This window comes from Burkholderia sp. FERM BP-3421, from assembly GCF_028657905.1.
Classification (GTDB): domain Bacteria; phylum Pseudomonadota; class Gammaproteobacteria; order Burkholderiales; family Burkholderiaceae; genus Burkholderia.
Window position 1 is genome coordinate 245,285 of the sequence record NZ_CP117780.1, and the last position, 25,829, is coordinate 271,113.

Sequence of the window (25,829 nt, forward strand, 5' to 3'; positions counted from 1 at the left end):
GGGCATGCGTGGTCTTGCAATGAAAAGGAGAGCGCGCGCTATCCGCGCCTCGCGCAATGGAAGATGGTCAGCAGTGCATCACGGCGACGTCGCCGCAGCGCCGGATCGCAACGGCGTCTCGCCGCTGACCGCGCCGCCATAGTCATTGAGTGACGTGTAGTGCACGCGAGCGCCCGCCGCGTCGGGAACGTCGCCCTTCAGCGGGAAGGCGCGCGTCTCGCCCGGCCCGACCATGCCGCCGTCGTCGAAAGCCGCGCTGCGGTCGCCCAACTGCACGCTGATCGCGGTCAGCGACACGTGGAACGGGGTCGGGTTATGCGCTTCGATGGCCGGCTTGCCGTCGACCTGCGTGAGGCGCCAGGTGAGCTGCGCCGGCATCCGCGGGCGAGCCCTGAGCGTATCCGGTCGATAGAACACCTTGATGCGCGAACGGAATGCGAGCTGCACCCGGTTCATGTCCGCGTCGGCTGCGCTCGGCTTGGGGGGCACTTCGAGCACGTTGAGCCAGAACACCGACTCGCGATCCTGCGGCATCGGCTCGCCGGTATAGACGATTCGCAGCGTCTGCGACTTCGACGGATCGATTCGCGCGATCGGCGGTGTGACGGTGAATGGAACCTTGATCGTGGACGGCGCGCTGTGCACGTCGCCTGTATCGACCCATGACTGCACGAGCGCCGGCGCCTGGCCTGCGTTCGACAGTTTGAGCGTGACCTCGGACTCGCTCGCGCCGTAGATCACGCGCGTGCCGCCGATCACCACGGAAGCGTCGGCGGGCGTTGCCAATTGGCTGAACCACGCGATACACGCGGAGGCGATCGCAAATCGTAGTGCTTGACGGAACTTCATGGTCTTAACCAGTGCGTGTGAAATGGGAGGAGTGAATACGAATCACCCCATCCCTTATTATTATGTAAAGCTAATTAATTATTTACTGATAAATGAGCGAGTACGTCACGCTCGACGTTGCCGCGCCAGCCGTTGCGGCGCCGGTGGCGACATACTGCGCGTAGTACGCGAGCGTGGCCGCGCCGGCGGAGCTGATCGCGACCGACTTCGAGTTTTGCGAAGCGTCCGCCGCGCCGACCTTGATCGTCGAGAAATCGCTGTTCAGCAGGCCGATCTCGACGTTGGTCGCGCCGCCCGTGGTCAGGACCAGGTTGCCGGTGGCGGTGTCGACCGTCGGGCCCGGTTCGAAGTAGGTGTGGACATTGCCCGATGCCGGCGTGCAGGCCGTCAGCGCGACAGTGAACGGCGTGGCGCCGGCGACCTTGCCAGCGGCAGGCAGCGCGCTGGTCGACACTTGCGGCAGCGTGACCGTGAAGTTGTTCGAGCCGCTGCCGTTGCCGTTGATCGTGCAGGTTTGCGCGGTGATGCTGCCGTTGAACGTGATCGTGCCGTCACTGGCGGAGGCGATTTGCGAAGCGGTGGCGGCGCCCACGAGCAGCAGGGCGGGAATGATTTTGGTTTGCATGGTCTTTTATTTCAGATGCGATATGAATTGATATACGACGCCGCGGTATTCATTTAATAACGTCGTGCGCCATCCGGCGGCAACCCCGAATCAAACCTTGCATTGCGATCAATGCATTGCTTTCAAGACGGCAGCGCTTGGACAAACGAATCGTAGCGAGACCACCCCCCCACAAAATGAACTATTGTCACTGAGCAGAGCAAGTGAGCCGATCCGCGGCGCCGTGGGTGATTGAAGGGGCAGAAGACTGCGACTGGCAGCGTGTCGCCGCCGCGGGGTCTGACCGTCTGGAATAGCGCACGCATCACACATCGGGCTGAAACAGCCTTCCAAACGCACCGCGCCGTCGGCACACCTGAGAAGAATGATTGACGATCATGGGGACCGAATAATGCAATACCTCGTCTCGGCGCTGGCGTTGTTTTTTGTCACTCATGCCTGGGCCGGGAAAGATCCGGAAATCAGCAGCGACAGTCAGATTCGATCGTTCCTGGGCAGCCCGGGCGTGCAGAACTTCAACTACCCCGACCCAACCCACTGGAAAAGCTACCGGAAATACATCCAGCTCGGCACCTGGATGCCCGACGGGTCATGCCGATACCGCTACGAATCGATCAGTTCGTCGAAGCAGGCATTCGTGCGGAAGGCGATTGCCGTCGATCGGGCCGGCTGTCGGTCGCTCATGCTCGAAGGCGTGCCGGACGACGCCACCCTTGCCCAGTGGAAACAGATACAGCAGGCCATCCACCCGGGATCGAGGCTGCCGGGGCAGACCGCCGGCAAGACCGTCACGATCCGTCAAGACACCACGTCGGGCGCGCAGAGGCTCATCAACCGGAATTCCGCCGTGAGCACTTCAATCCTGGCTGGGTGATCGCGCTTCGTGGGCGATCACGGCCCGCGTGATGGGCCTCGATCCGAGCAACGCATGCGCCACGGCGCGGAGCAGATCTTCGCGCGGCGGCAAGCCGACGCATCGACATTCGGGGCGGCATACTCCGCATGGCGTCCGATGCAAACGCAACGCCGTCGCCGATCCCGACCGCCAATACTGAACCAAACCGACGCCATCGCAATCAGAAGACCTGACCGCAAAACTCGAGGAATGTCCATGCCGCCATCCAGACCCGCATCGCTGAAGCGGTGCATCGCCGCTGCCTGCTTCACGCTATCCGCCCTGTCCGGGCAAGCGAGCGCGGCGCCCGTGCGAAATTTTCTCTATGCCAGCGCCGGCGACCTGAGGCAGATCGACGCGATGATCAAGCGGCCGGAGATCGAAGGCGTCCAGGTCGTATACAACTGGAAGGCCATCGAGACGAGCAAGGGGCAATACGATTTCTCGCAGATCGAACAGGATCTCCATTACCTCGGCGGCTTGAACAGGAAGCTGTTCATCCAGATCCAGGATCGCTTCTTTGAACCGCAGGCCCGGAACGTGCCGGCCTACCTGCTGCAGGATCCGGTGTATCGAGGCGGTCTCGCGCCGCAGTACGACAACCCCGGGGAAAACCGCCCCGTCGGCAACGGCTGGGTCGCGCTGCAATGGAACGGGGCGGTGCAGGAACGCTACCAGCAACTGCTGGCTGCATTGGCCAAGCAGTTCGACGGTCGCGTGATGGGCATCAACCTGCCGGAGACGTCCGTCGATCTCGACATGAAGCGCGACAAGACCGGCTTCAACTGCGACAAGTATTTCGACGCCACGCTGGGAAATCTCGACTTTGCGAGGAAGGCATTCCACAAGTCCTACGTCGTCCAGTACGTCAACTTCTGGCCATGCGAGTGGAACAACGACCATCGATACATGTCCCGCCTGTTTTCATTCGCGAGCAAGAACGATATCGGGCTCGGCGGGCCGGACATCGTGCCCTGGAAGAAAGGCCAGATGAAAAATTCCTACCCGTTCTTCCATCAGTACAAGGGCAAGCTCGCCCTCGTCGCGATGGCGGTCCAGGAACCGACCTTGACCTATACCAATCCCAAGACCCGCAAGCCCTTCACGCGCGGTGAGTTCGTGGACTACGCACAGGACTATCTGGGCGCCGACATCATCTTCTGGAGTACGGCGGCTCCCTGGTTGCAGGAAAAGTAGGCTCGCTCGGGGCGAGCCGGTCCCGGCAAGTCCTTCGATGCGCAAGGCCCGCTCGAATCACGCCCCCGGCGGCACGCCCCCGGGCCGGGCCGTGAACACTGCGCCTCAGCCGCCGGGCGGCCAGAACCGCCCGGCGAGCAGATCGACGAAGGCGGCCACCTTGGGCGAAAGATGGCGTCTCGTCGGATAGCGCGCATACACGGGGACTTCCGCGCAGGGCCAGTCGCCGAGCAGGTGCAGTAGACGCTTTCCGCGGATGTCATCGGCGCAGCAAAGCTCGGGCAGGCAGGCGACCCCCACGCCCGCCAAAGCGCCGCAACGCGGCGAGGCCGAGATCCGCCGTATCGGGCATCGGCTTCGCGCCGAGGGCAAGGACAGCCGCGCGCTGCGGTCGATCCGACATCTGACCTGGGCGCCAAATCGATGTCCAAGGGCGCGCGGCGCTCGCCCGCTCAGCCCGACGATGCCCGCGCCGAACCACCGGCATCGAACCGGGTTCGCCGCATCGCGTGATACTCGGCGTCGAACTGGAGCGTGATCCCGCGCGCCTGGCCCTCGACGGCAAAGGCGTCGATCAGCTCGCGCACCGCCGGATCGATGAAATCCGCGCGCGTGGCGTCGACGATGATCGTCGTGTGGTCCGGAATGCCCTGCAGTTGCGCCTTCAGCTCGACCACCGCAAGAAAGGAGATGTCCTTCCTGAACGACAGCAGCACGTAGTTCTCGTGCCGGACCAGCGTGAACGTGCGGTGCAGGTACGGCCGCATCGACAGCGCCAGGCTGCACAGCACGCCGAGCACGATGCCGATCAGCAGGTCGGTCGACAGCACCCCCACGACCGTCGCGACGAACGGCAGGAACCGATGGGGCCCCTTGCGCGCCATCTCGACGAACAGCGCGGGCCTGGCGAGCTTCGCGCCGGTGACGATCAGGACGGCCGCCAGACAGGCGAGCGGAATCATGTTGAGCACGCCGGTCAACAGCAGCACGCTCAGCAGCAGCAGCACGCCGTGCAGTATCGCCGACAGACGCGTCTGCCCGCCCGCATGGACATTCACCGAGCTGCGCACGATGACCGAGGTGATCGGCAGCGCACCGAGCGCGCCCGCGAGCAGGTTGCCGACGCCCTGCGCCCGCAGTTCCCGGTCGGTCGGCGTGACGCGCCTGCGCGGATCGATCTGGTCCAGCGCTTCGATGCTCAACAGGGTTTCGAGGCTCGCCACGATCGCGAGCGTCGCCGCGAGCCGCCACACGTCGGGATTCGCCAGCTGGTCGAGGCGCGGCCAGGTCAATGCGGCGCGAAAGCTGTCGAACGAATCCAGCAGGGGCAGCGCGACGCGATAGTCGGCCGCCAACGCGTACGGCGATGCGCGCTCGCCCAGCAGCGCCACGACGACGATGCCCAGCACCACGACCACCAACGGGCCGGGCACCGCGCGCACCAGCCGATACCGGTTCAGCGCCGGGCCGCTCCAGGCGGCCAGCACGGCGACCGACGCCGCGCCGAGCAGCAGCGCGACGGTCGACAGCGCTCCCCACGGCGTCGCGAGCGACGCGCCCGCCGCGAGGCCGCCTCCCGAGCCGCCCAGGCCCAGCGCGATCGGCAGCTGCTTGACGATCAGCAGCAGGCCGATCGCCGCCATCATCCCCTTGATGACCGGCGACGGCACATAGGCGGCGAAGCGGCCCGCCTTCAGCCGCCCCAGCACGCATTGCAGCGCGCCGGACAGCATGACCGCGGTCAGGAAGGCCTCGAAGCTGCCGATCTTCGCGATGCCGTCGACGACGATCACGACGAGCCCCGCCGCCGGGCCGCTCACGCTCAGCGGCGAGCCGCTCAGCGACGCGACCGCCAGCCCGCCGATGATGCCGGCGAGCAGGCCCGCGAACGGGCTCACGCCCGACGCATGGGCGATGCCGAGACACAGCGGCAGCGCCACGAGAAAGACCACGGTTCCCGCGAAGACGTCGCGCGGCAGATGAGTCGGTGTATTGCCGAAATTCATATTCGATTCGATGAGTATTGCGGGTTGCGGCGCGGGCGCGCGCTCAGGTCAGCGCCGCGCGCCTGTCTGCGTCGACGGGATGAGGCGTCGGGTTCATGCGGCCATGGCGGGCTCGCCGTCGACCGCGAGCGCCCGGATATGGCCGCTGCCGACATCGAAGATCCAGCCGTGAATGCCCAGCGGCCGGCCCGCGTTGCGCACGATGTCGGATTGCCGCAGCGTCCGGACCTGCTGCAGGACGTTGAGTTCGGCGAGCCGGTTGATCCGCGCATCGCCGTCGGGGAGGCGGTCGAGTTCCTCATGGTGAACGTGAGCCAGCTGGCACAGCGGCGCAATCCGTCGCGCGACGCGCGGCAGATCGTCCCGGATCGGGAACAGCGACGCGCGCACGCCGCCGCACCCGTCATGCCCGCACACGACGATTTCGTCCACGCCGAGCGCATGGACCGCGTATTCGACCACGCTCATCGTGTTGTCGTCGCTCGGCAAGACCAGGTTGGCGATATTGCGATGGACGAAGATCTCGCCGGGATTCGAGCGGGTGATCGTTTCGATCGGCACGCGGCTGTCGGAACAGCCGATCCACAATACCTTCGGGCTCTGGCCCTGCCTCATCCGTTCGAGCAGCTGGGGCGCGACGCGCTCCGTCTCGTGTGCCCAGACGATGTTCTGCAAGCGCAATCTTGTCGAGAAGTTCATTGGATCCTCACTCAGTTCAATACCGTGAAGCCGGGGATCGTGCGGGCAGGCGCGCCCCGCATGGACGCGCCCCGGCCCCGCTCAGTCGTTGACGACCTTGTCGGCCTGGCTGCGCGCCGTGCCGACATCGTCGGGATAGGAGATCGCGTAAAGCTCCTTGTTGCGGAGGATCGTTTCCTCGCTCGGCGGGTAGTCGACGTCGCGCGTCGGCAGCAAGCCGTCGCGTTGCGCCTGGATCAGTTCCTGGTAGACCTGCTCGCGGGTTTTCCTGACCGGCGTGTACTCGTCATAGGCGACGGCGGGAACGGCCGCGCACAGACCGGCGACGATCGGGATCCATCGAATTGCTTTCATTTTCAATACCTCCAGAGTGGGGGGGTTTGCCATGCGGCGTTGGAAAAAAACGCGAGCCCGGTCCTTCCCGTCAGGCTTAGGAATACTTAAAGAGACGGAAATGGGCGAACCCGGCCGATCGCGCGGCTTGCACTCAGTCGCAACCCGCCATCACGTCATGCATGACGGGCGGCAGGATCGCGGTGCGCGTCCGTCGCATCGAATGTCTCGGCGATGCACGCGCATGGACGTCTCATGCGCGTGCAAACGTTTGCCGCTATCGGCGGGAAAAATAGACGCCTGGTGAGTTCACGGGGACATCGATCGGCCGCGCGCAGCGCAACGCACGGCGCGATCGGACGAACCATGCGCGCCGATCGGCGCGGCCCATTCCCGAACGGCGCGCGGCGCGCGTCCGTTGCCGCGTCGCATCGCGCCGCCGGGCGTCGATCGCCTGTCCGACGGCGGATTCGCGCCCTGCCGCAACCGCGACTCGCATGCCGAAGCCATTCGCCCTCCACTGCCGGCCGCCACGCTGCTCGCGCGCAATTTCGGAATCCTGAATCGACATGGGTTCTTTCCGCGATAGTGTCTGTAAGACAAATGTAATTACATCAACCTTCGATGTAAACGCGGCGTTTGTAGTGATTTGTGCAATGCGATGACGCAATGTGACGACGCCTCATGCGCAGCGGCAAACGCGGTTCGAGCACACCGTGCCGGGCCGCGCTCACACGCCGTTGCCCATGCAACGCGACGCGCGAAACCGGCCGCGCATCGATGCGCGGCGGTCGCATCGAGCCCGCGAGGCATCGCGCGTCGCGGCGCTACGCGCGCCTGCGCGCGTACAGCCCGATGCTTGCGACGAGCGTGACGGCTTCCGTGATGAGCAGCGTGTACCAGATCGCCGTGCCGCCGAGCCAGGTGTTGAGCAGCAGCAGCACGCCGAGCAGCAGCACCCAGCTGCGCAGCGTCGCGATCACGGCCGAAGGCCCCGGCGCCTCGATGGCCGTCAGATAGCCGGATACGATCAGATTGCCCGCCGCCGGCAGGAAGGCCATCGCATACCAGATGACCGCGTGTTCGAGGATCGACCAGGCATCGCCGCCGGCCGGCAGGAACAGGAAGGTCAGCGGCTTCGACAGGGTCGCCATGACGACCGCCACCACGGCCGCGAACGCCAGCGAGGCGATCGCGCCGATCCGGAACGCGCCGCGCACCGCGCGCGCGTCCGCCGCGCCGCGATAGAAGCTGATCATCGGCTGCATCGCCTGCACGAGCGCCCCCATCGTGACCATCGCGCCGAGCGTCAGGTATTCGAGGATCGCGTAGGCGGCCAGACCGTTCTCGCCGAAGTTGGCGAGGATCACGCGGTTGAACGCGAACACCGTGACCGCCGGGGCGACCGCGCCGAGAAACTCGGACGAGCCGTTGTACAGCATCCTGCCGATATACGACACGCCGTCGGCGAACGGACGCCACGCCGGCACGACGCGCGTGGCCAGGAACAGGTGATAGCCGAGCATGACGAGGCTCGACACCATCATGCTGAGCCCCGTGGCCAGCGCGGCGCCGGCCATCCCGTCGCCGCGCATGACGATGAACCAGTAGTCGAGCGCGGTATTGACGAACGCGCCGGCGATCATCGCGTACAGGCCGAAGCGCGCGGCGGCCGCGCCCTCGACGCGCAGGAACATCTCCATCGCATACAGGCAATTGGCGAACAGGATGAACCACGCGTAGCGCGACAGATAGGCGTTGACCTGCCCGGCAAGTTCGCCGTGCGCGCCGAGCGCCGCCGCGATCTCGCGGCCGAACGTCAGCACCAGCACGCTCATCACGACGCTGAACGCCAGCATGCTCCACAGCACTTGCGAGAACGCCTGCCGCGCGGCCTGCTCGCGGCCTTCGCCGAGCAGCCGGGCGATCAGCGTGGCGCCGCCGACGCCCATCATGACGCTGAAGGCATAGGGCACGTAAAGCAGCGGCAGGATCAGGTTCAGCGCCGCGAGCGCCTGCGGGCCGACATAGCGCCCGATGAACACGCCGTCGATCAGCGTGTAGATCGTGTAGACCCAGCCGGACAGGATGGTGGGCACGGCCAGCGCCGCGTAGCGCTTGAGCAGTGCGTGACCGTGATCGTTGTCGAAGAATGACATGGAGGCGTCCTTGAACTTGCCGGTCAGCCGGCGGCTCGACGGCGACCTGTGAAATGGCGGGTGACGTCGGCGCACGCGCGGGCGCGGTTGGCGCCGCGCATCCGGGCGTGCGCCCCGTCGGAGACACAATAATCCGATCCGCCTCGCCGGGCAAAGCCGGCATGCCGCGCCGTTCCGGCGGGAACCCCGCCCAAGGCGCGTGCGCCCCGGCCTGACGTCCGTGGCCGTCGCCGCCGGTCGGCCACGGCGCGGGACGCGATCTAACGTCCGGTCCGATACCGGTTCCACGTCACGCCGTCGTCGAGCAGCGTGTGTTCGAACCATGCGAACGCGGCCGGTCCGGTCTCGACGCCCTCGAACAGGCCGGGCGACGCGGGTCGCCCATCCACCACCGGATAGGTCAGGATGCTCAGCTCGTCGATGCGGCCGGCATCGAGGAAGCTGCCGTTGATGCGCCCGCCGCCGCCGACGACGAGCCGGGCGACCCCGAACTCCGCGCGCATGCCGGCCAGCATCGCGTCGATGTCGATCGCATGCCGACCCGCGAACATATAGGACACGTCGCGCTCGCGCAGATACGCGAGGTAATCGTCGTCGACCTGCTCCGTCAGCACCGCGACCACGTGCAAAGCGTCCCCCTCCTGCAACTCGAACACGCCCCGCTCCCACAGAAGCTTGCCGCCTCCATCGATGATGAAGGCGAGCGGCGCGACGCTGGCCGGCGCGGCCCGGTACGTCGTCCGGGGAATCGGCGCGGTGGCCAGCCCGCGCGGGGCGACGCCGATTTCGGCGTCGCCGTTCTCGCTGACGGTCGCGCGGCCGAATACCATCGCGTCCGGCCGGTGCAACTTCGCCACCCGGCAATACTCGGCAAGCTCGCGCCCCGCGAACGGCGGGAAGTCCCAGCCGCGGATATCGATCTTGCCGTCCAGCGACACCATCATGTGACACACGATGTAAGGCCTGTTCATTCACACTCCTGCAAGTTGACGCGCGACATTCATGGTTCCCCGCGCCTAGGCATGCCGAGGCATCGCCTGAACGGCATGGCGCCACGCGGATTCAGATTCCCCGATCGGGCATGCCGTGCGCTTCAAGTACGCATGAGCACCTTGACCAGCCATCGGATCGACCACATCGGCCAGCCCGCGCGCTTCGCCCCTGACCGCGCGGGATCGCATGCCTCGATGATCGTGTTGTTCAACGGCGTTCTCCCATCGCGACGTCATTCCGTCGGCTTGCCGCCGCGCAACGCGGCGGCGACTCGTTCGTGCAGCATCACCAGTTCCCGCGTGACTTCGCACATGTGCCACGACGTGACAGTCACGCGGTCGGTCACAGCGGCCAGCGACCGGTCGAAGCGCTCCGCCCCATACCGCCCGGCCGCGTCGTGCGGCCAGGAGGCGTCCGCACCGCGCCCGGCGTCGCGCATCGCACGATGCTCCGCGAACGGCCGGTCCAGCGCGACCCGGTCCAGCGCGACTCGATCGAACGCGACCCGCTGCATGGTCTCCCTGAAGCGCTGCTCGACCTCGCGCATCTCGTTGCTGATCCACTGGAGCCGCGCGACGATCCGATTGATCGGGATGAATACGTGCTGCTCCACGTGGCATCCGCCCCGCCCCGCATCGCCGGCGGGCGACGGGCCGCCGAATCCCGCCGGCGAGGCGGTCGACGTCGCATGGCCGCCCGCCCCGTCGCGTTCTCCCGGTGCGATGTGTGGCCCCGGCCCCGGCTTCGACAAGATGCTCATGTCATTCCTCCTCGTCGTGGCAAGCGAGGCAGTGCTCGATACGCGCCTTCAACGCGCTGTGGACCCTGTGTTCGCCGCACCAGTTGCGCGCGGTCTGGAACGCCTTGACGGCATACTCGCGCTCGCCGATTCGCCGGTAACTGCAACCGGCATGATAGGACGGCCGCGGATCGCCCACGCGAATGATGTCGGACCAGCTCAGGCAAAAGATCGCGTGTTCGTGCCGATCGAGGTTCTGGTAGCAAAGCCCCAGGTTGAACCAGTAGTCGAAGTTCCGGCGCTCGATGCGCGCCAGCATGAAATAGCAGTCGCGCGCGACAGCCCAGTCCCCGGCCTCGAAACGCCGGCGCGCCAGCACGCCGAGCGCGTGCAGGTCATGCGGATCGAGGTCCGGCGAAATCCGGATCGAATCCTCTCCGGCGAAAAAAGCGCGCAGCAGATCGCCGTGCGCCTGCTCGATGTCTTGCGTTGAAAATGTCATGCAACGGTTTCCCGGCGGGCGGACCGACACTGCGATCCGCCCCGCGCCGCGCAGGGCGAACGGCCGGATTCAATTCCTGGTTCGACACCGCGCTTCGGCCCGGCGCGTTGCCGCCGCACCGAACGGCGATGCCGTGGATTAACGATTGATGGCGACGAGCCGGTTCATCCGGCCTGATGAACGCCGCCGGCGCGATCGGAACCGGCGCCGCCGCATGGCGGCGCGCCGGCCCCGTCCTTCATCGGCATCCGCTGATCCCGCCGCGTGGCAACGCCCGGCGAGTCGCGTCGTCGCGACGATGTCTCCTCCTCGACGCGAACCGCACCGGCTCGCCGTCGATTGCGCCATCCAGGCGTGATGCGAACGCGCTCATCCGGCTCGCATCGCGCCGCGCGTCTGCGCGCGCGACTTGGGTCCGCCAGGCGGGCGCACGCGCCGCCGGCGGTCCTCGCCTACGGACCGATACCGACGCCCGCATCGACGCGCCGCACAGCCGCGTCGACGTCCCGCATACCGCGCTCCACCTGATCCGCCTGACCTTCCAGGCGCTCGATCCAGCACCGGCCTTCGTCCCGCATCCGCGCGCCGACGCATTCGAGCCGCCTCCGCGCCTCGAGATCAGTCGACGCGCCGTGCAGCAGCCCGCCGATTTCACCGCGCAGCATATCGAACGCTTCAATCTGGCACTGGAGCGCGGTCCGGCTGCAACGCAGCGTGGCCATCGCGCTTTTCAGCTGTTCCAGGGCATCCATGGAATTGAACTCCTCGCTCGACGGCAGTTCATCGTATCGGCGCATTCGGACCCCGTCTTCCGCAATCGCGCCGAAGGTATTGAAATTGACGCGGCCATACTCAGGATGCCGCACCCGCGCGGCCCCACGTCGATCGCCACGCGGCCGCGACGAATCCCGGCAGTTGCCGATAGGCATCGTCGGTGCTGATCCTGCCTTCCAGCGGGTGCTCGCCCATCCCGTCCGACACGAACAGGCCGGCAATGGACCTTGAGGTCGCCGCCGGACTCGCGCATCGCCCGGAAGATATGCGCGGTCTCGACGTCGACGTTGCCGGTCGCGCGGTTCTCCGCGACCCGGCGCTGATTTTCCGGGGGCGGAGAATCCACCGTGAGTTTGTCCGAACGCGCATGCGAGAACATCGCCCCCCCGGCGGCGCGAGCAGGCTCGATCGAGACGCGCCTGATTCAAACGTATTCATGCGCCGTCGCCTGCGCATCGTCGCACTCCCGGCCGTCGATGAAGCCTTCGACGCACCGCACGATCCGGCCGAAATCCGCCAGCAGGGTCGGCAGATCGCATCCGGCGATCGACTTGGCGATCCAGCATTGCCAGCGTTCGCCGCGCAGGGCGAAGACGGGCTGGATATCCACGCCCGCCGGCCGGTTCAACGCCAGCGCGCGCGACAGATCGCGCGCCGTCGCATGGCGCGCGGGCCACTCGGCCAGCAACAACAGCTTCCCGGCGTCGGACAGGCAGCAGTGGACGTCGAACCGCTGGTCCACGTTGATGACCAGTGAGGTCTCGTCCGGATCGGCTGCGCCGGACAATCCGAGGTGTTCGAGCCATTCGGTCACCAGGGCTTCATAGTGATGCTGATCTTTCACGACAGAATTCTCGCGGGTTGAAGGTTGCGCCTCGCCATCGGCCATCGGGTGTGCCGCGCGAGGCCGGCCCGCGCGCGAACGCGCGGGCCAGGCGGCCGCGGCCGCCGTCTGACGCAGGGGCGCGTCTACTGCCGCGCGCCCGCGACCGGATAGTGCAGCCACCAGTCGCCGTCGATCTCCCGCCAGTACGCGCCCTGCGCCTCGAGCACCGTGGCGAGCCGTCGGCGCAGCGCGTTGAGCGACGGATTCGACGCGGTCTCGAACAGCATGCCGCGCACATCCCGCAGCGGCACGCCGCCCCGCTCGATCCGATGGACCAGGCGAATGAAGGTGGTCACGGCGTCGCTCGCGCCGTCGGTGCCGTCCGCCGCCGAGAAATCGCAGATCACGAGGCTGTCGCCGTCGAGCCGGTAGACCAGCTCCAGTTCGTTCACCCGCACCCGCCATCCCACCCGGAAGCTGCTCTGCCCGAAATAGGCCGGCTCCGGGCGCATCCCCTGCGCCACCAGATAGTTCGTCACGCCGTCCGTCATCTGCATCGTCACGATTCCATCCGTTCAGAGCCGCACCGCGGACGCGACCTGGCCGCTCAGCGACACCAGATCGCGCGTCACGTCGCGCATCTGCCGCGACGCGTCGGTCGCGCGCTCGACGGCCGTGGCCAGCGTCTTGTCGAAGCGCTCCGCCGCCTGGCTCTCGAAATCGCCCTGCAGCTGGATCTGTTGCGCCTCGCGGGTCATGTTCGCGGACGCGACGCCGGCGATCCCCTGGCCGCTCTTTGACAGCCCGTCCGTCGTGGACGTCGCGATCTGGCTGCCGGACAGCGCGCCCAGCGCACTCACCGCGCCGCCGACGATCTGCGTCACCGCGGTCGCCATCGCCGCATCGAAGTTCTGCTCGATCGCCTGCCGCTTGGTGTCGAGCGCCAGCACCTGACGGTCGAACGCGATGCGCTGCATCGTTTCGCTGAACTGGCGTTCGAGATCGCGCATCTCGCCGCCGATCTTCTGCAGCCGCGCGATGATCTGGTTGATCGTCGCGAGCGCGCCGCTGCCCGCGCCAAACCCGTCGAGCGAATCGATGCCCAGGGTGTCCATGCTGACCGGCGCGCGGCCGGTGGGGGTGATTTCACTCATGCTGTTTTCTCCATCAAACCATCGACGAGGCGATCTGCGCCTGCAAGGTGGCCGTTTGTTTCGAAGTCTTGCTGCCGTCCGCGAGGATCTCGCCCGACTTCTCGAGCAGATCCTTGGCCTCCTTGGTCTGCGCCTCCTTTTGCTGCGCATAGAACTGGAAGCACATCTGCAACCACTGCTGATCGAGCATCAGCTGGTCGATCTCCTTCTGGAGCTTCGCGCGCTCGATCTCGAGCGCGCCCGTCGTCACCTTGCCCGCCGCGCCGACCGACGCGCGCGTCGCGTTCAGCACGATCGACGTCGACGCCTTCAGCACGGCCGCCATCACTTCCTGGTTGACCTGCCGGGTGATCGCCTTGGTCAGCTCCTTCGCCGACATCTCGATGCCTTCCTCGATCGCCTTGCCGGCCACCTTCTCGACGCTCTTCGTCACCATCTTCTCGATCGCCTCGCGGGAGAAGCTCTCGAGCATCCGGTTCACGCCGAGCTGCTGCACGGCCTTCTGCGCGGCATCCTTGCCGACCTTCTTGGACGCTTCGAGCGCGGCCTTGCCGATGCCCTGCAGGATCTGGTCCGACACCTGCGCGGCCACTTCCTTGCCAACCGCCTGGGCGGTGCTCTTGACGGCGTCCTTGCTGCCCTCCTTGATCGCCGTCACCAGCGCCTGCTCCGCGCCTTCCTTCAGGACGGCGGTGGTCGCCTTCGGGATCGCCTTGGTCAGCAGCATGTTGCGCGCCGCGCTGGTGACGTCGACCACCGCGCCCGCGATCTCGAACGTGAGCTGAACCTTGGCGGCGACGTCGGCCACCGCGCGGTACTTCTCCGCGTTCTTCTCGTCGACGAGCGCCAGCGTGTTCATCGTCGCCTTGATCACGCCCGCGAATCCGGCCATCAGGTCCATCGCGCCGCCCGCCACCGTCATCACGTTGCCGGTCAGCGCGCCGCCGATGATCTTCGCCACGCCCGACACCACCTCGACGGCGGCGATGATCCAGTCGAAGATCACGCCGAAGATGCCGGCCTTCTTCGCCTTCTGCTGCTGCTCGATGGCCTTGTCGATCTGCTCGCGATATTCGCTGACTTCCTGCCGGCGCACCTCCTCCTGCTTCGCCGACATGATGCTGAGCGCCTTGGTCTTCAGCTCGGCCGTGTTGCCGAGCACCTGGGACGACAGCAGCGTGGTCGCGAGCAGCATCGAATCCATCGACACGCTGCCGACATCGCGCGGATCGCGCGTGCCGCGCTTCGCTGCCGGCGCGGCCGCACCGTCGAATTTATCGACGATCCGCCCGAGCGCCTCCGCGGCGTCCTTCATCGTCACCAGCGCGCGGCCGGCGATGCCCGTCAGGCCGGGCAGCCGGGCGCGCACGTCGTCGACGATCACCGAGACGCCGCCCAGCATCGCGTGGGCCGCGGCGCGCGCCTTCTCGGCCTGTTCCGCCGGGTCGCGCGACGCGATCGGCGCGCCGCCCTGCGGCCCTGCCGTGTTCAACGCAATAGTCATTTCATCCCTCCTGCTCGCACTGTGCCAAGTGCTGTTCGATGTTCGTCTTGAGCGCGCGATAATCCGGCTGCGCCCCGCACCAGTTGCGCGCGGCGTCGAACGCCTTGCGCGCATACTCGAGATTGCCCGCCAGGCGGTAGCTGATGCCCGCGTGGTACGACGAACGCGGGTCGTCGACGCGGATCATCCCCGCGCGGCTCAGGCAGAAAATCGCCTCTTCATGCTGGCCGAGGCGCTGATAGCACACGCCCAGCCAGAACCAGTAATCGAAATTCCAGTGATCGATGCGCGCCAGCATGAAATAGAAATTGCGCGCGGCCGCCCAGTCTTCGGCGCTGAACAGCTGGCTCGCGTAGGCGAATACGGTGTCCAGGTCGTGCTGGTCGACGTCGGCGAGCATCCGGATCGACCCGCCCGACGCGAAGAACTGCTGCAGTACGTCGTGATCGTCCCCGGACGCAGATAGTGGTGTGGACATGCATTGGTCTCCTGCGGCCGGCGCGGTGACGCCGGCCGCCACGCGGCTTAGCGGATCGCCGAAGCGATGCCCTTGGTCGATTCGGCCAGCATGCTCTGCAGGCTGTTGATCATCTGCACCGCCGTGTTGTAGTTCTGCATCAGCTGCTGCATCTTGAGCTGGCTCTGCTGCACGAAATCCGATGCCCGGCCCGCCACCGATTCCAGCGCCGCCTTCACCGACATCAGGTCCGCCTTGTCGAGCTTGCCGTCCTTCTTGTCGGCCAGGAACTCGTCGATCGTCTTGTCGTTGACGAGAATGTTGTTGTCGCGCAGGTACTTGACCACGCTGTCGTCCAGCGTCGTCTTGTCGTCGGCCTTGACGAGCTTCGCGAGCGACGCCTCGACCTTGTTCGCCATGTCCTGCGCATCGCGCGAGATGTTCGACTTCTTTTGCATGTCGTCGAGCTTCGCGCTCGTCTGCCGGCTCAGCAGATCCATGATCACCAGCATCATCGCGATGCTGTCGCCGATCGGGTGCGAATTCTTCACGTTGTGGCCGCCGGCTTCGCTGCCCGATACGGGCGGGGACATCTGGAACTGAACCGGCTGATTGCTGATGGAGGTCATAGGATTTTCTCGATGTATGAAAAGTGATTCGGAGACTGCTCAAACAAATGCGCGGCGGAACTTCGCGACCTGCCGCACCTCGCGCGGCGCGGCTTCGGCCGGCGCGGCCAGCTGCTGCAACTCCTCGCCGATCTTCTGCATGCAGCGCTCGGCCTGGCCGGCCTGCTTGACGAGCGCGTCGACCAGATGCTGGCCGCCGTTCTTCATCAGCGCGTCGAGCCGTTCGAGCTTGCGGCGCGCCTCGCCGTCCGCCTGGGAACGCTGGCGCAGGCTGACGATCTCGCGCTGCAGTGCATCGAACGCCGCCATTTCCCTCTGCAGGGTCGAGCGGCGACGCTGCAGGTCGCCCATTGCCTCTTTCAACTGCGCTACGGTTTTCATGCGATGCCTCCTTCGACGACGCGTCGTCGTGGTCACACGGTTGGCGCCGGCTTGCCGTCGCCGGCGAGCGCTTCGGGCATGCGCGGCTCAGCGGATCGCCGAGGCGATGCCCTTGGTCGATTCGGCCAGCATGCTTTGCAGGCTGTTGATCATCTGCACCGCCGTGTTGTAGTTCTGCATCAGCTGCTGCATCTTGAGCTGGCTCTGCTGCACGAAATCCGACGCCCGGCCCGCCACCGATTCCAGCGCCGCCTTCACCGACATCAGGTCCGCCTTGTCGAGGCCGGTCGAATTCTGGAGCGCGTCCAGGATCGTCTTCATGTGATCGAGGCTGATCTTCCGGCCCGATTGAAAATCGACCTCCGGCAGGCTCCAGATGTAGTCGCACACGCGCTTGCCGTCGATCTTGATGCCCAGCGAATCCATGTAACTCACGACGTCCTGCCATTCGCGCGACTGCATCCCGTCCGGACCCGACTGCGCGATCATCTGCTGCAGCTTGGCGACCATCGCGGCGAACTTCGCCGGATCGTGTCCCGGCGCGGCCCGCGCGGCCAGGAATTCATCGATCGTCTTGTCGTTGACGAGCACGTTGTTGTCGCGCAGGTACTTGACCACGCTGTCGTCCAGCGTCGTCTTGTCGTCCGCCTTGACGAGCTTCGCGAGCGCGGCTTCCACCTTGTTCGCCATGTCCTGCGCATCGCGCGAGATGGTCGACTTCTTCTGCATGTCGTCGAGCTTCGCGCTCGTCTGCCGGCTCAGCAAATCCATGATCACCAGCATCATCGCGATGCCATCGCCGATCGGATGCGGGTTCGTCACGTTGCGGCCGCTGTCCCCGGACGACGCCGACGACCGGCCCGCGTCGGGCAGCGCCCCTTGACGTTCGATAGCAAGATTCATCGTGGTTGCACTCCTGGTTGCGCGGCCTGATGCCCGCCGCGTTCGTTCCGAGATCGTCCGCGCCGGCCGTCCGTGCGTCGAGGCATCCGTCGCCGTGTTCGTGATGTCGCAGCGCCGACACCCCCATCGTAGGCGCGGGCGTTCGGGGTGTTTTCCGGAATTCGGCGGGCAGTTGCGTTTTTCTCGCGCCACCGCGGCACGCGGTTTCAGGTGATGACCTGAGGGGATTTCAGCGCCGGATCGGCGATCATGCGATCAACGCAACGACACGACGTATTCGCTGGGGACCTGATGCAAGTTGTACGAATGATGTTCGGCTGCTGCGGCGGCCAGATTCGAACCGCCGGGACCAATCACCGCGTGCCCGATCACTGCGTCGTCATGACGCAAGCCGACGCGGCGCTATGCGATGCGGGCGCCGATTCCGATTTCCAGACGATCGACTTCTATCCGGCGCACTTCCGCCAGGTGTTCGCGGAAATCGCCGAGCTGGTCGATCCGGACCCCCGCGCGCGCTTCTGGCCCGAGCCGTTGCGGATCGTCGAGGCGCCCGTCGCCGTGATCCGCATGGTGGACCTGCTGAGCCGCACGTCGCCGCCGCTTTTGCTCCGCTTCGTGTACCTGTATTGCCTGGGCGTCGATCGCGCGTACTTCTCGCGGCTGCTGCACCACATGATGGCCGGCGACACGGCATTCGTCGATTTCGTCGAGGCCAACGCGCTGCAACCGTGGACCGTCGCGCGCTTCGCGGACGGCTTCGGCCTGCCACTGCGCAAGTTCAACATCCTCTTTTCCGAGAAGTTCGGCATGCCCGCGAAACGCTGGCTGCTGGAGCGCCGGCTCAGCCATGCGCGGCATCTGCTCACCGCCACGTCGATGCGGGTGCTCGACATCGCGCTCGAATGCGGCTTCGCGAACCATGCGCACTTCACCGACAGCTTTCGCAAGCACTTCCTCTGCAATCCCACCCAGTACCGGCTGCGGACCACGCAGCCCGAGCACTCGGCGGCCTGACTTCCGGCGCATCATGGATATCGAATCGGTCAATCAACAGCTGTCCCAGCTCGTGGACAAGGTCGGCAACGACGTCGAATCGAAAATGTCGGCGTCGGATCTCAACAATCCGGCCAGCATGCTGCAGGCGCAGTTCGCGATCCAGCAGTATTCGGTGTTCGTCGGCTATCAGAGCGCCGTGCTGAAAGCGGTCAAGGACATGCTGTCGGGCATCATCCAGAAGATATGAGCCCGCTGTCCGCCGATGCGCGCCGCCTGATCGTCGAGGCCGGCCTCGCCGCCGTCAATCACGGGCTGCATCGCGAAGCCTGGGCGATCCACGCGGCGCTGCCCGCGCTGATCCCCGATGCGCACGACCGGCTCGCGCTCGAAGCCGTGATGCTGATCGGCCTTGGCCGAAGCGGCTCGGCCGCGCGGCTGCTCGAACGCGCGAGCGCGCAGCACGCGCAGTTGCTCGCCCCCCTGCTCTCGCCGCCCGCCGCCACGCCGCGCGGGCTCCGTTCAAAGGAATCCTGATGGAAGTCAGCGCCGCTCAATCCGCCGTGCAGGTCCTGCAATCGCAGACCACCGCGCAACCCACCGACGCCGACCAGATCAGCGCGTTCACGCGCGCGCTGTTCGGGCAGGGCGCGCAAGCGCCCGAACACCATGCCGTCGACCGCTTCCAGCAGGTGTCGCAGCAGGTGGACCGCGCGCTCGCGCCGGCGCGCGACGCCGAGCCGACGCTCGCGAGCCCGCTCGAGATGCTCGCGACGCAATCGACGATGCTGCGGTCGATCATCGAGGTCGACCTGATGGCCAAGGCGGCGGGCGCGGTCTCGCAGGGCGTCAACAAGCTGGTGAACATGCAATGACCGCGCGGAGCGTGCGCCGGCTCGGCGTCGGCCTGCTCGCGTGCGCGCTGGCCGGTTGCAAGACGGAGCTGTACAGCAATCTGCCGGAGGCGGAGGCGAACCAGATGCTCGCGCTGCTGATGCTGCGTCACATCGACGCGGACAAGAAAGTGGTCAAGGACGGCAACGTGACGATCCGGGTCGAGCCCGATCAATTCGTCAACGCGGTCGAGCTGCTGCGGCAGAACGGCCTGCCGGCGCGCAAGCTCGCGACGATGGAGGAGATGTTTCCGTCCGGCCAGCTCGTCACGTCGCCCGCGCAGGAGCAGGCGAAGATCCAGTTCCTCAAGGAGCAGCAGCTCGAGAAGATGCTGCGCGCGATGGACGGCGTGATCAACGCGCAGGTCTCGATCGCCGAAGACGCGGCCCAGGACCGGCGCAACCCCGATCCGCCGTCGGCGGCGGTGTTCGTCAAGTACAGCCCGGAGTACAACTTCACCGCGCGCGTGCCGGAAATCCGCAGCCTCGTCGTCACGGGCGTGCCGAACCTGAGCCCCGAGCGGGTCAGCGTCGTCGTGCAGGCCGCCGATTATCGCTACGCGCAGCCCAGCGCCGCCGCGCCGGGTCTCGCCGGGCGTTTCGAGGAGGCGCGGCTGCGCGTGGCCGGCGTGCTGGCCGCGCTGGCCGTGTGCGCCGCGCTCGCGGGCGCCGGATACGGCTGGCATCGGCGGATGCGCCTCCGGGGCGCGTCCTCATGACGCCGAGCGCGATCACGCCGGCCGTGTCGCGTCTGCACGCGCTCGCGTGGCGGCCCGGCGCAGAAATGCATCCCGGCTGGTGGCCGGCGCTGGACCTCGCCGCCTGGCGGGACGGCTACGCGCATCCCGCGTGCCGCGCGCCGATCGACCGGCTGATCGTCGCGCGGCGCGGCTTTCCGCGCGCGGCGCTGCCGCCCCGGCTCGATGCCTCGCAAGCGGCCCTGGTCGCGCTCGAACCCCGGCTCGACGCGTTGATGGTCGCGCTCGGCCTGCTCGCGCACGGACGCCCCGACTACCTGCTCGCACAACCGTATCGAACCTTGCTCGCGGCGCCGCTCGGTGAACAAGGATGCGCGCAGCTCCTCGCCCTGTGCCGCGATCGCCCCGTTCGCGGGCCGGATCTCGCGCCCGACCCGTCGTTCGTCGATGCGCTGCGCAGCGCCGGCACGCGCTGGTGGCGCGCGGACGCCGCCGCATGCGTCGCCACCCGGCTGCTGAGCACCGTGCTGCCGCCATCGCCGCCGGGACCGGCCGCCCCCGCGGACAACCTGCGGGAGCGGGCATCGGATTGGCTCGTCAGGATGGGGCGCTTGCTGTGACCGATTTCCCGATCTCCATCACTTACCTGCCCGGGCCCGCGCCCGTCGAATCCCTGATCCCCGCCGCGACGCTGGCCGGCTATGTCGACGCGGCGTCGATCGTCGAACGCGCGCAGGCGCACGCCGCGCGCGTGCTCGAAGCGGCGCGCAGCACGCTCGCCGACGCCGAACGCGATGCGCATCGGCTCCGCGAGGACGCTCACCGGCAAGGACTGGCGGATGCCGCCGCCGAACTGGCGTACGCGCGCGAGAATCTGATCGGCGAGACCGTCCGGTGGCTGGTCGACGAGGCCGACTTGGAAGCGCAGATCGCGATGCATCTCGACGACCGGCTCCGGGTCCTGGTCGCGAGCGTCGTGGAGCCCTATCTGCGCGACCGCGACGCCGTCGAGTTGCTGCTGGCGCAGGTGCGCACCTGCCTCGCCGGGGACCAGGGCGCATCGCCGCTCGAGCTGCAAGTCAGCGCGGCGAGCGCCGAGCGCATCCGCGCCGCCCTCGGGGACGCGCCGCGCGTGCGCGTGACGGTCGAGGCGGCGCTGCGCGCCGACGAGGCGCGTCTCGCATCGCCCTATGCGATCGTCCACTTCAATCCCGGGCTGCATCTCGACCTGCTGCTGTCCCGTCTGCTGCCCGCCCCTTCAACCGCCCGCGCACCGACGCCCCCGAACGATGATGAACCGCATTGACCCGGCGGCCGTCCGGCCCGCCTCCGCCACGCCGACCGGCCCGGCCGCCACGCCGCTCGCGCGGGAAATCGTCCCGGCCGGCTCCGCGCTCGATCTGGCCCAGGAGGCGCTCGCCGACCTGCCGCACGATTTCGGCGCCGTGCCGCCCGAGCTGACCGGCGTGTCCGCCGAGTCGTTCGCCGAAACGCTGGAGGACATCGGCTTCGTGGTCGGCACGCGCCTGCGCGAACCCCGTCGCGCGCAGGCCGACGGTTCGACCGACCGGCCGCGCACGCGCGCGATGCTGCAGCAGTTGATCCGGCAGATCGGCGCGGTGTCGGCCGCGCAGCTCGACGATCTGCGGCGGCGCATTCCGGGGCTCGACGAACTCGAGGACGTCGGCGACGCCATGCGCGCGGCAGGCATGAACGACGGCGAAATGGCGCTGCTGCTCGGCGCGCTGCTGGAGGAGGGCAGGCTTGCGGGCGCGCGCCGCCGGCGCGCCGAAGCGCAGCTCGCAACCGTGCTGAGCGGCGACGCATGGGCATTGCAGCTGTTTGCGCATCTGGAGTTCGGCCGCGCGGACCATGCGGGGCTGGCGGACCTGCGCCAGCTCTATCAGCGCGCCGCCGCGCGCGAACGCCGCCTGACGCAATGGTTCGACGAGTTCCGCCGGCTGCCCGACCGGCGGCGCAAGCTGAAGACGCTGATCCGCGCGCTCGCGTTCGAGCTGTCTTCCGAGGGGCCCGCGATGGATGTGCGGCTGGCCGCCGTGATCACCGATCTCAAGCGGATCCTGCAATTCCTCGGCATCGAGGATCATTGCACGCGCTGCGCGGACGGCCTGCGGGCGGCAGGCGTCGACGGCGATGCGCTGATCGCCGCGCTGCTCGAGATCGTCGAGCAAAGCTGGCTCAGCGCCGCGTGGCTCGATGCGCAGACACAGCGGATCGTGCCCGATGCATCGCTGCGGTATCGCCACGCGAAAGGCATGATGGAACTGGTGAAGCTGCTGCCGGACGACTGCTTCGACGACGCCGACCAGCACGCGACGATCCTCGATGCGTTCGGCGAGCATCTGGAAGCGTTGATCGATGCGCAGGGGTGAGGCCGGCGCGGCGGGCGCGATGCGGGACTGGCCGGGGTTTTGATGCCCGTCGCGCGATCGGGCGCCGCGCTCTTGTAGCAGACACGATGCCCGGTGCGACTTGAACGCATGCGCCGGGCACCCCGTTCAACGATGGCTCAGTTGCTGGGAAGACGCGCCATCAGCATGTCGCGCGCGTCTGTATAGGCTTCCCTTCGCACGCTGGTCACGTTCGGCTCCCATAGCGGATTGAGCGGAACATGGAATCCCTGCTTCTTGGCGCCGGCAATCAGTTCCGCCAATTCGGCTGCATCGTGCACGATACAGATTTCATCGAAGCGGCCGATGCGCTCCGGTAGCGCGAACGCGGCGGGATAGTTGGCCGTCGGATCCGCCGCAGGACTGCCCGCGTCGGCATTGTGATGGATCACCGGCTCGCCGTCGCCGACCAGGGCCTGATTGAGGATCGGGATCATCGCGCGAATCCTCGGCGACGCATTGCCGATCTCCTTGTCCTCTTTTTCATAGAAAACCGCCGGATTGCCATAGGCGGCCCGAAGCGGCTCGGGAACGGGGGACGTGTAACGATCCATGCGCGCCTTGAAGACCGAGTGCGCGACATCCGGAACCGGGACGTTGTCCTGCGGACCGAGATCCTCCATCCGCGGGGCGATCACGAGCAGATCGTAGTCGGCCGTCAGCGGCTTGGCGTCCGGCTTCGGCGGCGCCAGCACCTCGATCGGCCGCCCCTCGTGCGTGATGGCGTAGCGCATCCCATCGCCGGTCGCGAGCGGCTTCGCCTCGAATGAATAGATCTTCCCACTCGGTGCCTTGGCTTCGAACGCGACCGGATTGCGCTGCGCGTCGTACTTGATCCGATCGATCATCCCCATGCCCAGCAGTTCATCGAGGCGCGCGCCCGATACGGCGAGCGGAACCTTCTTCGCATACTGGTCGCGCAGGCAACTTTCGACTTGCCCGTTGAATTTCGCGACCCGCTCGGCGTTGTTCTCGAGTTTGCTCCACCGCTGGTCGACGCAGATGAACGCCGCCTGCGGCCCCCAGTTCGCGCTTTTGCCCTTGATGTGAAAGCCCTTGGTCGGATGACCGCTTTCGATGAGGCTCGTCGCGATCGGTTCGACCGGTCGGATGCCGATCAGACATCGATGCTCCGCGGCGGATTGCTGCAACTTGATCAGGTGCGACGGGACGATGCCCGTCTCGCTCTTCACCCGCTCGCCCATGGCTTGCAGCCGCGATACCTGATCGACCTGAGCGCTCTGCGGCCGGTTGTTCGTATCGACGGCCGGCGTCCCGTCCACCGGGAGGCGATTGCCCCCGCCGACCTGCACGGACATTTCTCTCATGCTGTGCTCCTTCTGAAACGTGATGGGGATGAAGCTCGTGTACCGATGCCGGGCGGCGAGGCGCGAACGACCAAGCCGATTCGCCCGCGCTTCCGCCCGGAACGCCGCCGCGCGCCATTCACTGCGCCGGCGGATGCGCCTGTCACGCCAGACGATCGGGATCGACCCGCGACGTCTGGATGCTGACCGTGCCCATCTGGCGCAGCTCCGGATGCGTTTCGCACAGCGCGCCGTGGTTCTGCTCGTACGCGTCGTGGATCGCAAGCACATCCCCGGTCGCGCTCGTATAGTTCGCCGCCATGCCGGCGACGCGCTGATACAGGTTCTCGTGCTGGAGATCCGTGCTGGTCGGGCCGAAGAAGTCGGCGCGCAGCGTATCCAGCGTCAGTGGATTGCGCGACGTCTCGATCGCCTGCTGCAACGCCGGCTGCCGCGCAACGTTTTCCGCGAGCCGTTCAGCCGCCCGGAACACAGTGCCGGACGACGGATTGAATTCGTCTGCGCCGTTCGCCATCGCCATGCCGACCGGAACCGTTTCCGCGAACGTGTGATAGCCGCCGAAGTTCATGAACGCAGCGATGCCGAGCGTCGCGGGCTCGACGATGTCGAAGCGGTCGTAGAGCGGCCCGTCGCTCAGCGTATTGAGCGCCAGCAGCGCGTCGCAGGTGCCGCCCGACTGCGCGCCGGCGGACGGCATGCCGCGCAGGTTGGATTCGACCGCGAACGTGCCGGTGGGCTGCCAGCGGTTGACGCCGGTGCCGTGGGGAAACGCATGGGTGCCCAGCGCTTCGTGGAAGGTCTGATCGGCGCCGCCCTGGGTGCTGAACAGCAGGTTCTGGTACGCATGCATGAGCGGGCTGTCGAGCGCAAGCTGGATCTCGTCGGACGCCATCATGAAGGGCCGCTCCGGCAGGCCGCTCGCGCCGGGTTCGATCGGCGCGCCGTCGCGGGCCGCGCCGTTGATGTTGGCGTAGACTTTCGCGCCCGCCGTGTTGACCTTGGCGCCCAGCAGTTGATCCAGCTCCGCCTGCCGATCACCGTCCGCGGCCGTGACCGCGACGTTGCCGAAGCCCAGCCCGTGCAGATGCGCGGATTCGTATCCGACGGGAAACGGCTTGCCCTGCGCGTCCAGCGGCTGGCGTTCGCTGCGCATCCGGCTGATCGGGTCGTCGAACAGCGGCGTGCGCATCACGTCCCTGAATTCGTCGAAGCGCGCGCCGAACTGGCTCGCCACGCCCTCGCCCAGCGGCTTCATCACGTCCCGCAGCACCGCCTCGTTCTGTGCGCGCTTCGTCGCGTCCGGCTGGTTCATCAACTGCCAGACGGTCGTGCCGAAACCGCATACCGCCTTGACCTTGGTCAGCAGGTTCTGGAAATTCTGTCCGGTCGCGTACTCGCCCGACGGCGACATCAGCGGCGTCTCCAGCTGCGCGACGATCCACGCCGCACCCTCGCCGCCCTCGCTGGTCTTGCGGCCGATCTGGTCGGACTTCGGGTCCGTCATCGGCGTGAGCATCGTGTCCTTGAACACGTCGGCGAGCGGCTTCTGGCTGCCGTTGAAGTGGACCGTGCGCGCGGGCGCGCCGTCGCCCGTCAACACCGGCGCCAGCACGTCGGCCAGGCGCGACGCGTAGGTGTCGAACACCTTGCCGACCGTGCCGGGACGATCGAGCACCGCCATGCTGACGCCCGCCTCGAACAGCCGGCCGTTGGTCAGCGCGAGTTGCTGCGCCGCGTTCAGCGTGATGCCCTTGGCCGTCGAAACCGCGGTGATTTCACCCGTCCGGTTCGTCTGGGTGATGTCCTTCAACCCACCGTTCTCGATCTGCGCCTGCAATTGAATCGGCGGATGGTTGGATTGGATCGTGCGCATCGTTCACC

32 protein-coding genes are annotated in these 25,829 nt (G+C 66.9%); 10 read left to right on the forward strand and 22 right to left on the reverse strand.

Annotation, left to right across the window (positions count from 1 at the left end):
- Positions 1–78 precede the first annotated feature (78 nt).
- Both Bsp3421_RS02005 and Bsp3421_RS02010 read right to left on the reverse strand, forming a co-directional pair.
- Positions 79–849: a fimbria/pilus periplasmic chaperone gene (locus Bsp3421_RS02005; protein ID WP_273995572.1), complete on the reverse strand. Its 771-nt coding sequence runs from the start codon at positions 847–849 to the stop codon at positions 79–81.
- An 82-nt stretch (positions 850–931) separates the two neighbouring features.
- Entirely contained in the window at positions 932–1,474 is a 543-nt protein-coding gene (locus Bsp3421_RS02010; RefSeq protein ID WP_273995574.1) for a fimbrial protein, read from the reverse strand.
- A 391-nt stretch (positions 1,475–1,865) separates the two neighbouring features.
- Between Bsp3421_RS02010 and Bsp3421_RS02015 the strand changes: the two genes are divergently transcribed.
- Positions 1,866–2,348, forward strand: a complete 483-nt coding sequence (locus tag Bsp3421_RS02015; protein WP_273995576.1) for a hypothetical protein — start codon at positions 1,866–1,868, stop codon at positions 2,346–2,348.
- A gap of 237 nt (positions 2,349–2,585) precedes the next feature.
- Positions 2,586–3,566 (forward strand): hypothetical protein, encoded by a 981-nt coding sequence (locus Bsp3421_RS02020; protein ID WP_273995659.1) that lies wholly within the window; start codon positions 2,586–2,588, stop codon positions 3,564–3,566.
- 105 nt (positions 3,567–3,671) lie between these two features.
- Here the strand turns inward: Bsp3421_RS02020 and Bsp3421_RS02025 are convergent, their stop codons facing one another.
- The 18 genes from Bsp3421_RS02025 to Bsp3421_RS02110 form a co-directional block, all read right to left on the reverse strand.
- Entirely contained in the window at positions 3,672–3,866 is a 195-nt protein-coding gene (locus tag Bsp3421_RS02025; RefSeq protein WP_273995577.1) for a LysR substrate-binding domain-containing protein, read from the reverse strand.
- Between the two features lie 152 nt (positions 3,867–4,018).
- A complete protein-coding gene (locus Bsp3421_RS02030; protein WP_273995578.1) occupies positions 4,019–5,572 on the reverse strand; it encodes a SulP family inorganic anion transporter in 1,554 nt (517 codons plus the stop codon).
- 93 nt (positions 5,573–5,665) lie between these two features.
- Positions 5,666–6,271 carry a carbonic anhydrase gene (locus tag Bsp3421_RS02035; RefSeq protein WP_273995581.1) on the reverse strand — a complete coding sequence of 202 codons (606 nt, stop codon included), beginning with the start codon at positions 6,269–6,271 and terminating at the stop codon, positions 5,666–5,668.
- Between the two features lie 81 nt (positions 6,272–6,352).
- Positions 6,353–6,625, reverse strand: a complete 273-nt coding sequence (locus Bsp3421_RS02040) for a DUF4148 domain-containing protein (RefSeq protein WP_273995583.1) — start codon at positions 6,623–6,625, stop codon at positions 6,353–6,355.
- Positions 6,626–6,881: 256 nt separating this feature from the next.
- Positions 6,882–7,175, reverse strand: coding sequence for a hypothetical protein (locus tag Bsp3421_RS02045; protein ID WP_273995585.1), 294 nt, complete (start codon positions 7,173–7,175; stop codon positions 6,882–6,884).
- 256 nt (positions 7,176–7,431) lie between these two features.
- Positions 7,432–8,763 (reverse strand): MATE family efflux transporter, encoded by a 1,332-nt coding sequence (locus tag Bsp3421_RS02050; RefSeq protein ID WP_273995586.1) that lies wholly within the window; start codon positions 8,761–8,763, stop codon positions 7,432–7,434.
- Between the two features lie 260 nt (positions 8,764–9,023).
- A complete protein-coding gene (locus Bsp3421_RS02055) occupies positions 9,024–9,734 on the reverse strand; it encodes a dihydrofolate reductase family protein (protein WP_273995589.1) in 711 nt (236 codons plus the stop codon).
- A 254-nt stretch (positions 9,735–9,988) separates the two neighbouring features.
- Positions 9,989–10,516, reverse strand: coding sequence for a hypothetical protein (locus Bsp3421_RS02060; protein WP_273995592.1), 528 nt, complete (start codon positions 10,514–10,516; stop codon positions 9,989–9,991).
- Position 10,517: 1 nt separating this feature from the next.
- Positions 10,518–11,027 carry a CesD/SycD/LcrH family type III secretion system chaperone gene (locus Bsp3421_RS02065; protein ID WP_273995594.1) on the reverse strand — a complete coding sequence of 170 codons (510 nt, stop codon included), beginning with the start codon at positions 11,025–11,027 and terminating at the stop codon, positions 10,518–10,520.
- A 422-nt stretch (positions 11,028–11,449) separates the two neighbouring features.
- A complete protein-coding gene (locus Bsp3421_RS02070; protein WP_273995595.1) occupies positions 11,450–11,926 on the reverse strand; it encodes a hypothetical protein in 477 nt (158 codons plus the stop codon).
- 269 nt (positions 11,927–12,195) lie between these two features.
- A complete protein-coding gene (locus Bsp3421_RS02075; protein WP_273995596.1) occupies positions 12,196–12,660 on the reverse strand; it encodes a hypothetical protein in 465 nt (154 codons plus the stop codon).
- An 80-nt stretch (positions 12,661–12,740) separates the two neighbouring features.
- Positions 12,741–13,154, reverse strand: a complete 414-nt coding sequence (locus Bsp3421_RS02080; RefSeq protein WP_273995660.1) for a secretion protein — start codon at positions 13,152–13,154, stop codon at positions 12,741–12,743.
- 18 nt (positions 13,155–13,172) lie between these two features.
- Positions 13,173–13,751: a pathogenicity island effector protein gene (locus tag Bsp3421_RS02085; RefSeq protein WP_273995597.1), complete on the reverse strand. Its 579-nt coding sequence runs from the start codon at positions 13,749–13,751 to the stop codon at positions 13,173–13,175.
- A 13-nt stretch (positions 13,752–13,764) separates the two neighbouring features.
- The gene (gene sctE / locus Bsp3421_RS02090) at positions 13,765–15,255 is read right to left on the reverse strand and encodes a type III secretion system translocon subunit SctE (protein ID WP_273995599.1); all 1,491 of its coding nucleotides are present in this window, start codon (positions 15,253–15,255) and stop codon (positions 13,765–13,767) included.
- Position 15,256: 1 nt separating this feature from the next.
- Positions 15,257–15,733 (reverse strand): SycD/LcrH family type III secretion system chaperone, encoded by a 477-nt coding sequence (locus Bsp3421_RS02095; RefSeq protein ID WP_273995600.1) that lies wholly within the window; start codon positions 15,731–15,733, stop codon positions 15,257–15,259.
- A 47-nt stretch (positions 15,734–15,780) separates the two neighbouring features.
- Complete coding sequence (locus Bsp3421_RS02100; RefSeq protein WP_273995601.1) at positions 15,781–16,341, reverse strand: secretion protein EspA; 561 nt, start codon at positions 16,339–16,341, stop codon at positions 15,781–15,783.
- Positions 16,342–16,380: 39 nt separating this feature from the next.
- Positions 16,381–16,722, reverse strand: coding sequence for a hypothetical protein (locus Bsp3421_RS02105; protein WP_273995602.1), 342 nt, complete (start codon positions 16,720–16,722; stop codon positions 16,381–16,383).
- Between the two features lie 87 nt (positions 16,723–16,809).
- Positions 16,810–17,625 (reverse strand): secretion protein EspA, encoded by an 816-nt coding sequence (locus Bsp3421_RS02110; RefSeq protein WP_273995604.1) that lies wholly within the window; start codon positions 17,623–17,625, stop codon positions 16,810–16,812.
- Positions 17,626–17,916: 291 nt separating this feature from the next.
- Here Bsp3421_RS02110 and Bsp3421_RS02115 point away from each other — a divergent pair, with 291 nt between their 5' ends.
- Genes Bsp3421_RS02115 through sctW form a run of 8 tightly spaced genes read left to right on the forward strand, consistent with a single transcriptional unit; the run spans position 17,917 to position 22,602 of the window.
- A complete protein-coding gene (locus tag Bsp3421_RS02115) occupies positions 17,917–18,639 on the forward strand; it encodes a helix-turn-helix transcriptional regulator (RefSeq protein WP_273995605.1) in 723 nt (240 codons plus the stop codon).
- Between the two features lie 13 nt (positions 18,640–18,652).
- Entirely contained in the window at positions 18,653–18,868 is a 216-nt protein-coding gene (gene sctF, locus Bsp3421_RS02120; RefSeq protein ID WP_252984963.1) for a type III secretion system needle filament subunit SctF, read from the forward strand.
- Positions 18,865–19,155, forward strand: a complete 291-nt coding sequence (locus Bsp3421_RS02125; protein WP_273995608.1) for an EscG/YscG/SsaH family type III secretion system needle protein co-chaperone — start codon at positions 18,865–18,867, stop codon at positions 19,153–19,155. The genes sctF and Bsp3421_RS02125 overlap by 4 nt, the downstream gene beginning before the upstream one ends.
- On the forward strand, positions 19,155–19,493 hold the full coding sequence (sctI, locus tag Bsp3421_RS02130) for a type III secretion system inner rod subunit SctI (protein WP_273995609.1): 339 nt from the start codon (positions 19,155–19,157) through the stop codon (positions 19,491–19,493). Before Bsp3421_RS02125 ends, sctI begins: the two co-directional genes overlap by 1 nt.
- Positions 19,490–20,230 carry a type III secretion system inner membrane ring lipoprotein SctJ gene (gene sctJ, locus Bsp3421_RS02135; RefSeq protein WP_273995611.1) on the forward strand — a complete coding sequence of 247 codons (741 nt, stop codon included), beginning with the start codon at positions 19,490–19,492 and terminating at the stop codon, positions 20,228–20,230. Before sctI ends, sctJ begins: the two co-directional genes overlap by 4 nt.
- Complete coding sequence (locus Bsp3421_RS02140) at positions 20,227–20,829, forward strand: type III secretion system domain-containing protein (protein WP_273995613.1); 603 nt, start codon at positions 20,227–20,229, stop codon at positions 20,827–20,829. The genes sctJ and Bsp3421_RS02140 overlap by 4 nt, the downstream gene beginning before the upstream one ends.
- Positions 20,826–21,515, forward strand: coding sequence for an EsaK (locus tag Bsp3421_RS02145; RefSeq protein WP_273995661.1), 690 nt, complete (start codon positions 20,826–20,828; stop codon positions 21,513–21,515). Before Bsp3421_RS02140 ends, Bsp3421_RS02145 begins: the two co-directional genes overlap by 4 nt.
- Complete coding sequence (gene sctW, locus Bsp3421_RS02150) at positions 21,502–22,602, forward strand: type III secretion system gatekeeper subunit SctW (RefSeq protein WP_273995615.1); 1,101 nt, start codon at positions 21,502–21,504, stop codon at positions 22,600–22,602. The genes Bsp3421_RS02145 and sctW overlap by 14 nt, the downstream gene beginning before the upstream one ends.
- Positions 22,603–22,739: 137 nt before the next feature.
- On the opposite strand, the gene Bsp3421_RS02155 is transcribed toward sctW, so the two are convergent.
- Together Bsp3421_RS02155 and Bsp3421_RS02160 are read right to left on the reverse strand one after the other, a co-directional pair.
- The gene (locus Bsp3421_RS02155; RefSeq protein WP_273995662.1) at positions 22,740–23,948 is read right to left on the reverse strand and encodes an anthrax toxin-like adenylyl cyclase domain-containing protein; all 1,209 of its coding nucleotides are present in this window, start codon (positions 23,946–23,948) and stop codon (positions 22,740–22,742) included.
- Between the two features lie 142 nt (positions 23,949–24,090).
- A complete protein-coding gene (locus Bsp3421_RS02160; protein ID WP_273995616.1) occupies positions 24,091–25,821 on the reverse strand; it encodes a hypothetical protein in 1,731 nt (576 codons plus the stop codon).
- Between the last annotated feature and the right edge of the window lie 8 nt (positions 25,822–25,829).

What these genes read in the sequence shown, in the direction of transcription:
- Bsp3421_RS02005 (WP_273995572.1), bottom strand. Translation starts at nt 849, where the DNA reads ATGAAGTTCCGTCAAGCACTACGATTTGCGATCGCCTCCGCGTGTATC.
- Bsp3421_RS02010 (WP_273995574.1), bottom strand. Translation starts at nt 1,474, where the DNA reads ATGCAAACCAAAATCATTCCCGCCCTGCTGCTCGTGGGCGCCGCCACC.
- Bsp3421_RS02015 (WP_273995576.1), top strand. Translation starts at nt 1,866, where the DNA reads ATGCAATACCTCGTCTCGGCGCTGGCGTTGTTTTTTGTCACTCATGCC.
- Bsp3421_RS02020 (WP_273995659.1), top strand. Translation starts at nt 2,586, where the DNA reads ATGCCGCCATCCAGACCCGCATCGCTGAAGCGGTGCATCGCCGCTGCC.
- Bsp3421_RS02030 (WP_273995578.1), bottom strand. Translation starts at nt 5,572, where the DNA reads ATGAATTTCGGCAATACACCGACTCATCTGCCGCGCGACGTCTTCGCG.
- Bsp3421_RS02035 (WP_273995581.1), bottom strand. Translation starts at nt 6,271, where the DNA reads ATGAACTTCTCGACAAGATTGCGCTTGCAGAACATCGTCTGGGCACAC.
- Bsp3421_RS02040 (WP_273995583.1), bottom strand. Translation starts at nt 6,625, where the DNA reads ATGAAAGCAATTCGATGGATCCCGATCGTCGCCGGTCTGTGCGCGGCC.
- Bsp3421_RS02045 (WP_273995585.1), bottom strand. Translation starts at nt 7,175, where the DNA reads ATGTCGATTCAGGATTCCGAAATTGCGCGCGAGCAGCGTGGCGGCCGG.
- Bsp3421_RS02050 (WP_273995586.1), bottom strand. Translation starts at nt 8,763, where the DNA reads ATGTCATTCTTCGACAACGATCACGGTCACGCACTGCTCAAGCGCTAC.
- Bsp3421_RS02055 (WP_273995589.1), bottom strand. Translation starts at nt 9,734, where the DNA reads ATGAACAGGCCTTACATCGTGTGTCACATGATGGTGTCGCTGGACGGC.
- Bsp3421_RS02060 (WP_273995592.1), bottom strand. Translation starts at nt 10,516, where the DNA reads ATGAGCATCTTGTCGAAGCCGGGGCCGGGGCCACACATCGCACCGGGA.
- Bsp3421_RS02070 (WP_273995595.1), bottom strand. Translation starts at nt 11,926, where the DNA reads ATGCCTATCGGCAACTGCCGGGATTCGTCGCGGCCGCGTGGCGATCGA.
- Bsp3421_RS02075 (WP_273995596.1), bottom strand. Translation starts at nt 12,660, where the DNA reads ATGGCCGATGGCGAGGCGCAACCTTCAACCCGCGAGAATTCTGTCGTG.
- Bsp3421_RS02080 (WP_273995660.1), bottom strand. Translation starts at nt 13,154, where the DNA reads ATGCAGATGACGGACGGCGTGACGAACTATCTGGTGGCGCAGGGGATG.
- Bsp3421_RS02085 (WP_273995597.1), bottom strand. Translation starts at nt 13,751, where the DNA reads ATGAGTGAAATCACCCCCACCGGCCGCGCGCCGGTCAGCATGGACACC.
- sctE (WP_273995599.1), bottom strand. Translation starts at nt 15,255, where the DNA reads ATGACTATTGCGTTGAACACGGCAGGGCCGCAGGGCGGCGCGCCGATC.
- Bsp3421_RS02095 (WP_273995600.1), bottom strand. Translation starts at nt 15,733, where the DNA reads ATGTCCACACCACTATCTGCGTCCGGGGACGATCACGACGTACTGCAG.
- Bsp3421_RS02100 (WP_273995601.1), bottom strand. Translation starts at nt 16,341, where the DNA reads ATGACCTCCATCAGCAATCAGCCGGTTCAGTTCCAGATGTCCCCGCCC.
- Bsp3421_RS02105 (WP_273995602.1), bottom strand. Translation starts at nt 16,722, where the DNA reads ATGAAAACCGTAGCGCAGTTGAAAGAGGCAATGGGCGACCTGCAGCGT.
- Bsp3421_RS02110 (WP_273995604.1), bottom strand. Translation starts at nt 17,625, where the DNA reads ATGAATCTTGCTATCGAACGTCAAGGGGCGCTGCCCGACGCGGGCCGG.
- Bsp3421_RS02115 (WP_273995605.1), top strand. Translation starts at nt 17,917, where the DNA reads ATGCAAGTTGTACGAATGATGTTCGGCTGCTGCGGCGGCCAGATTCGA.
- sctF (WP_252984963.1), top strand. Translation starts at nt 18,653, where the DNA reads ATGGATATCGAATCGGTCAATCAACAGCTGTCCCAGCTCGTGGACAAG.
- Bsp3421_RS02125 (WP_273995608.1), top strand. Translation starts at nt 18,865, where the DNA reads ATGAGCCCGCTGTCCGCCGATGCGCGCCGCCTGATCGTCGAGGCCGGC.
- sctI (WP_273995609.1), top strand. Translation starts at nt 19,155, where the DNA reads ATGGAAGTCAGCGCCGCTCAATCCGCCGTGCAGGTCCTGCAATCGCAG.
- sctJ (WP_273995611.1), top strand. Translation starts at nt 19,490, where the DNA reads ATGACCGCGCGGAGCGTGCGCCGGCTCGGCGTCGGCCTGCTCGCGTGC.
- Bsp3421_RS02140 (WP_273995613.1), top strand. Translation starts at nt 20,227, where the DNA reads ATGACGCCGAGCGCGATCACGCCGGCCGTGTCGCGTCTGCACGCGCTC.
- sctW (WP_273995615.1), top strand. Translation starts at nt 21,502, where the DNA reads ATGAACCGCATTGACCCGGCGGCCGTCCGGCCCGCCTCCGCCACGCCG.
- Bsp3421_RS02155 (WP_273995662.1), bottom strand. Translation starts at nt 23,948, where the DNA reads ATGAGAGAAATGTCCGTGCAGGTCGGCGGGGGCAATCGCCTCCCGGTG.
- Bsp3421_RS02160 (WP_273995616.1), bottom strand. Translation starts at nt 25,821, where the DNA reads ATGCGCACGATCCAATCCAACCATCCGCCGATTCAATTGCAGGCGCAG.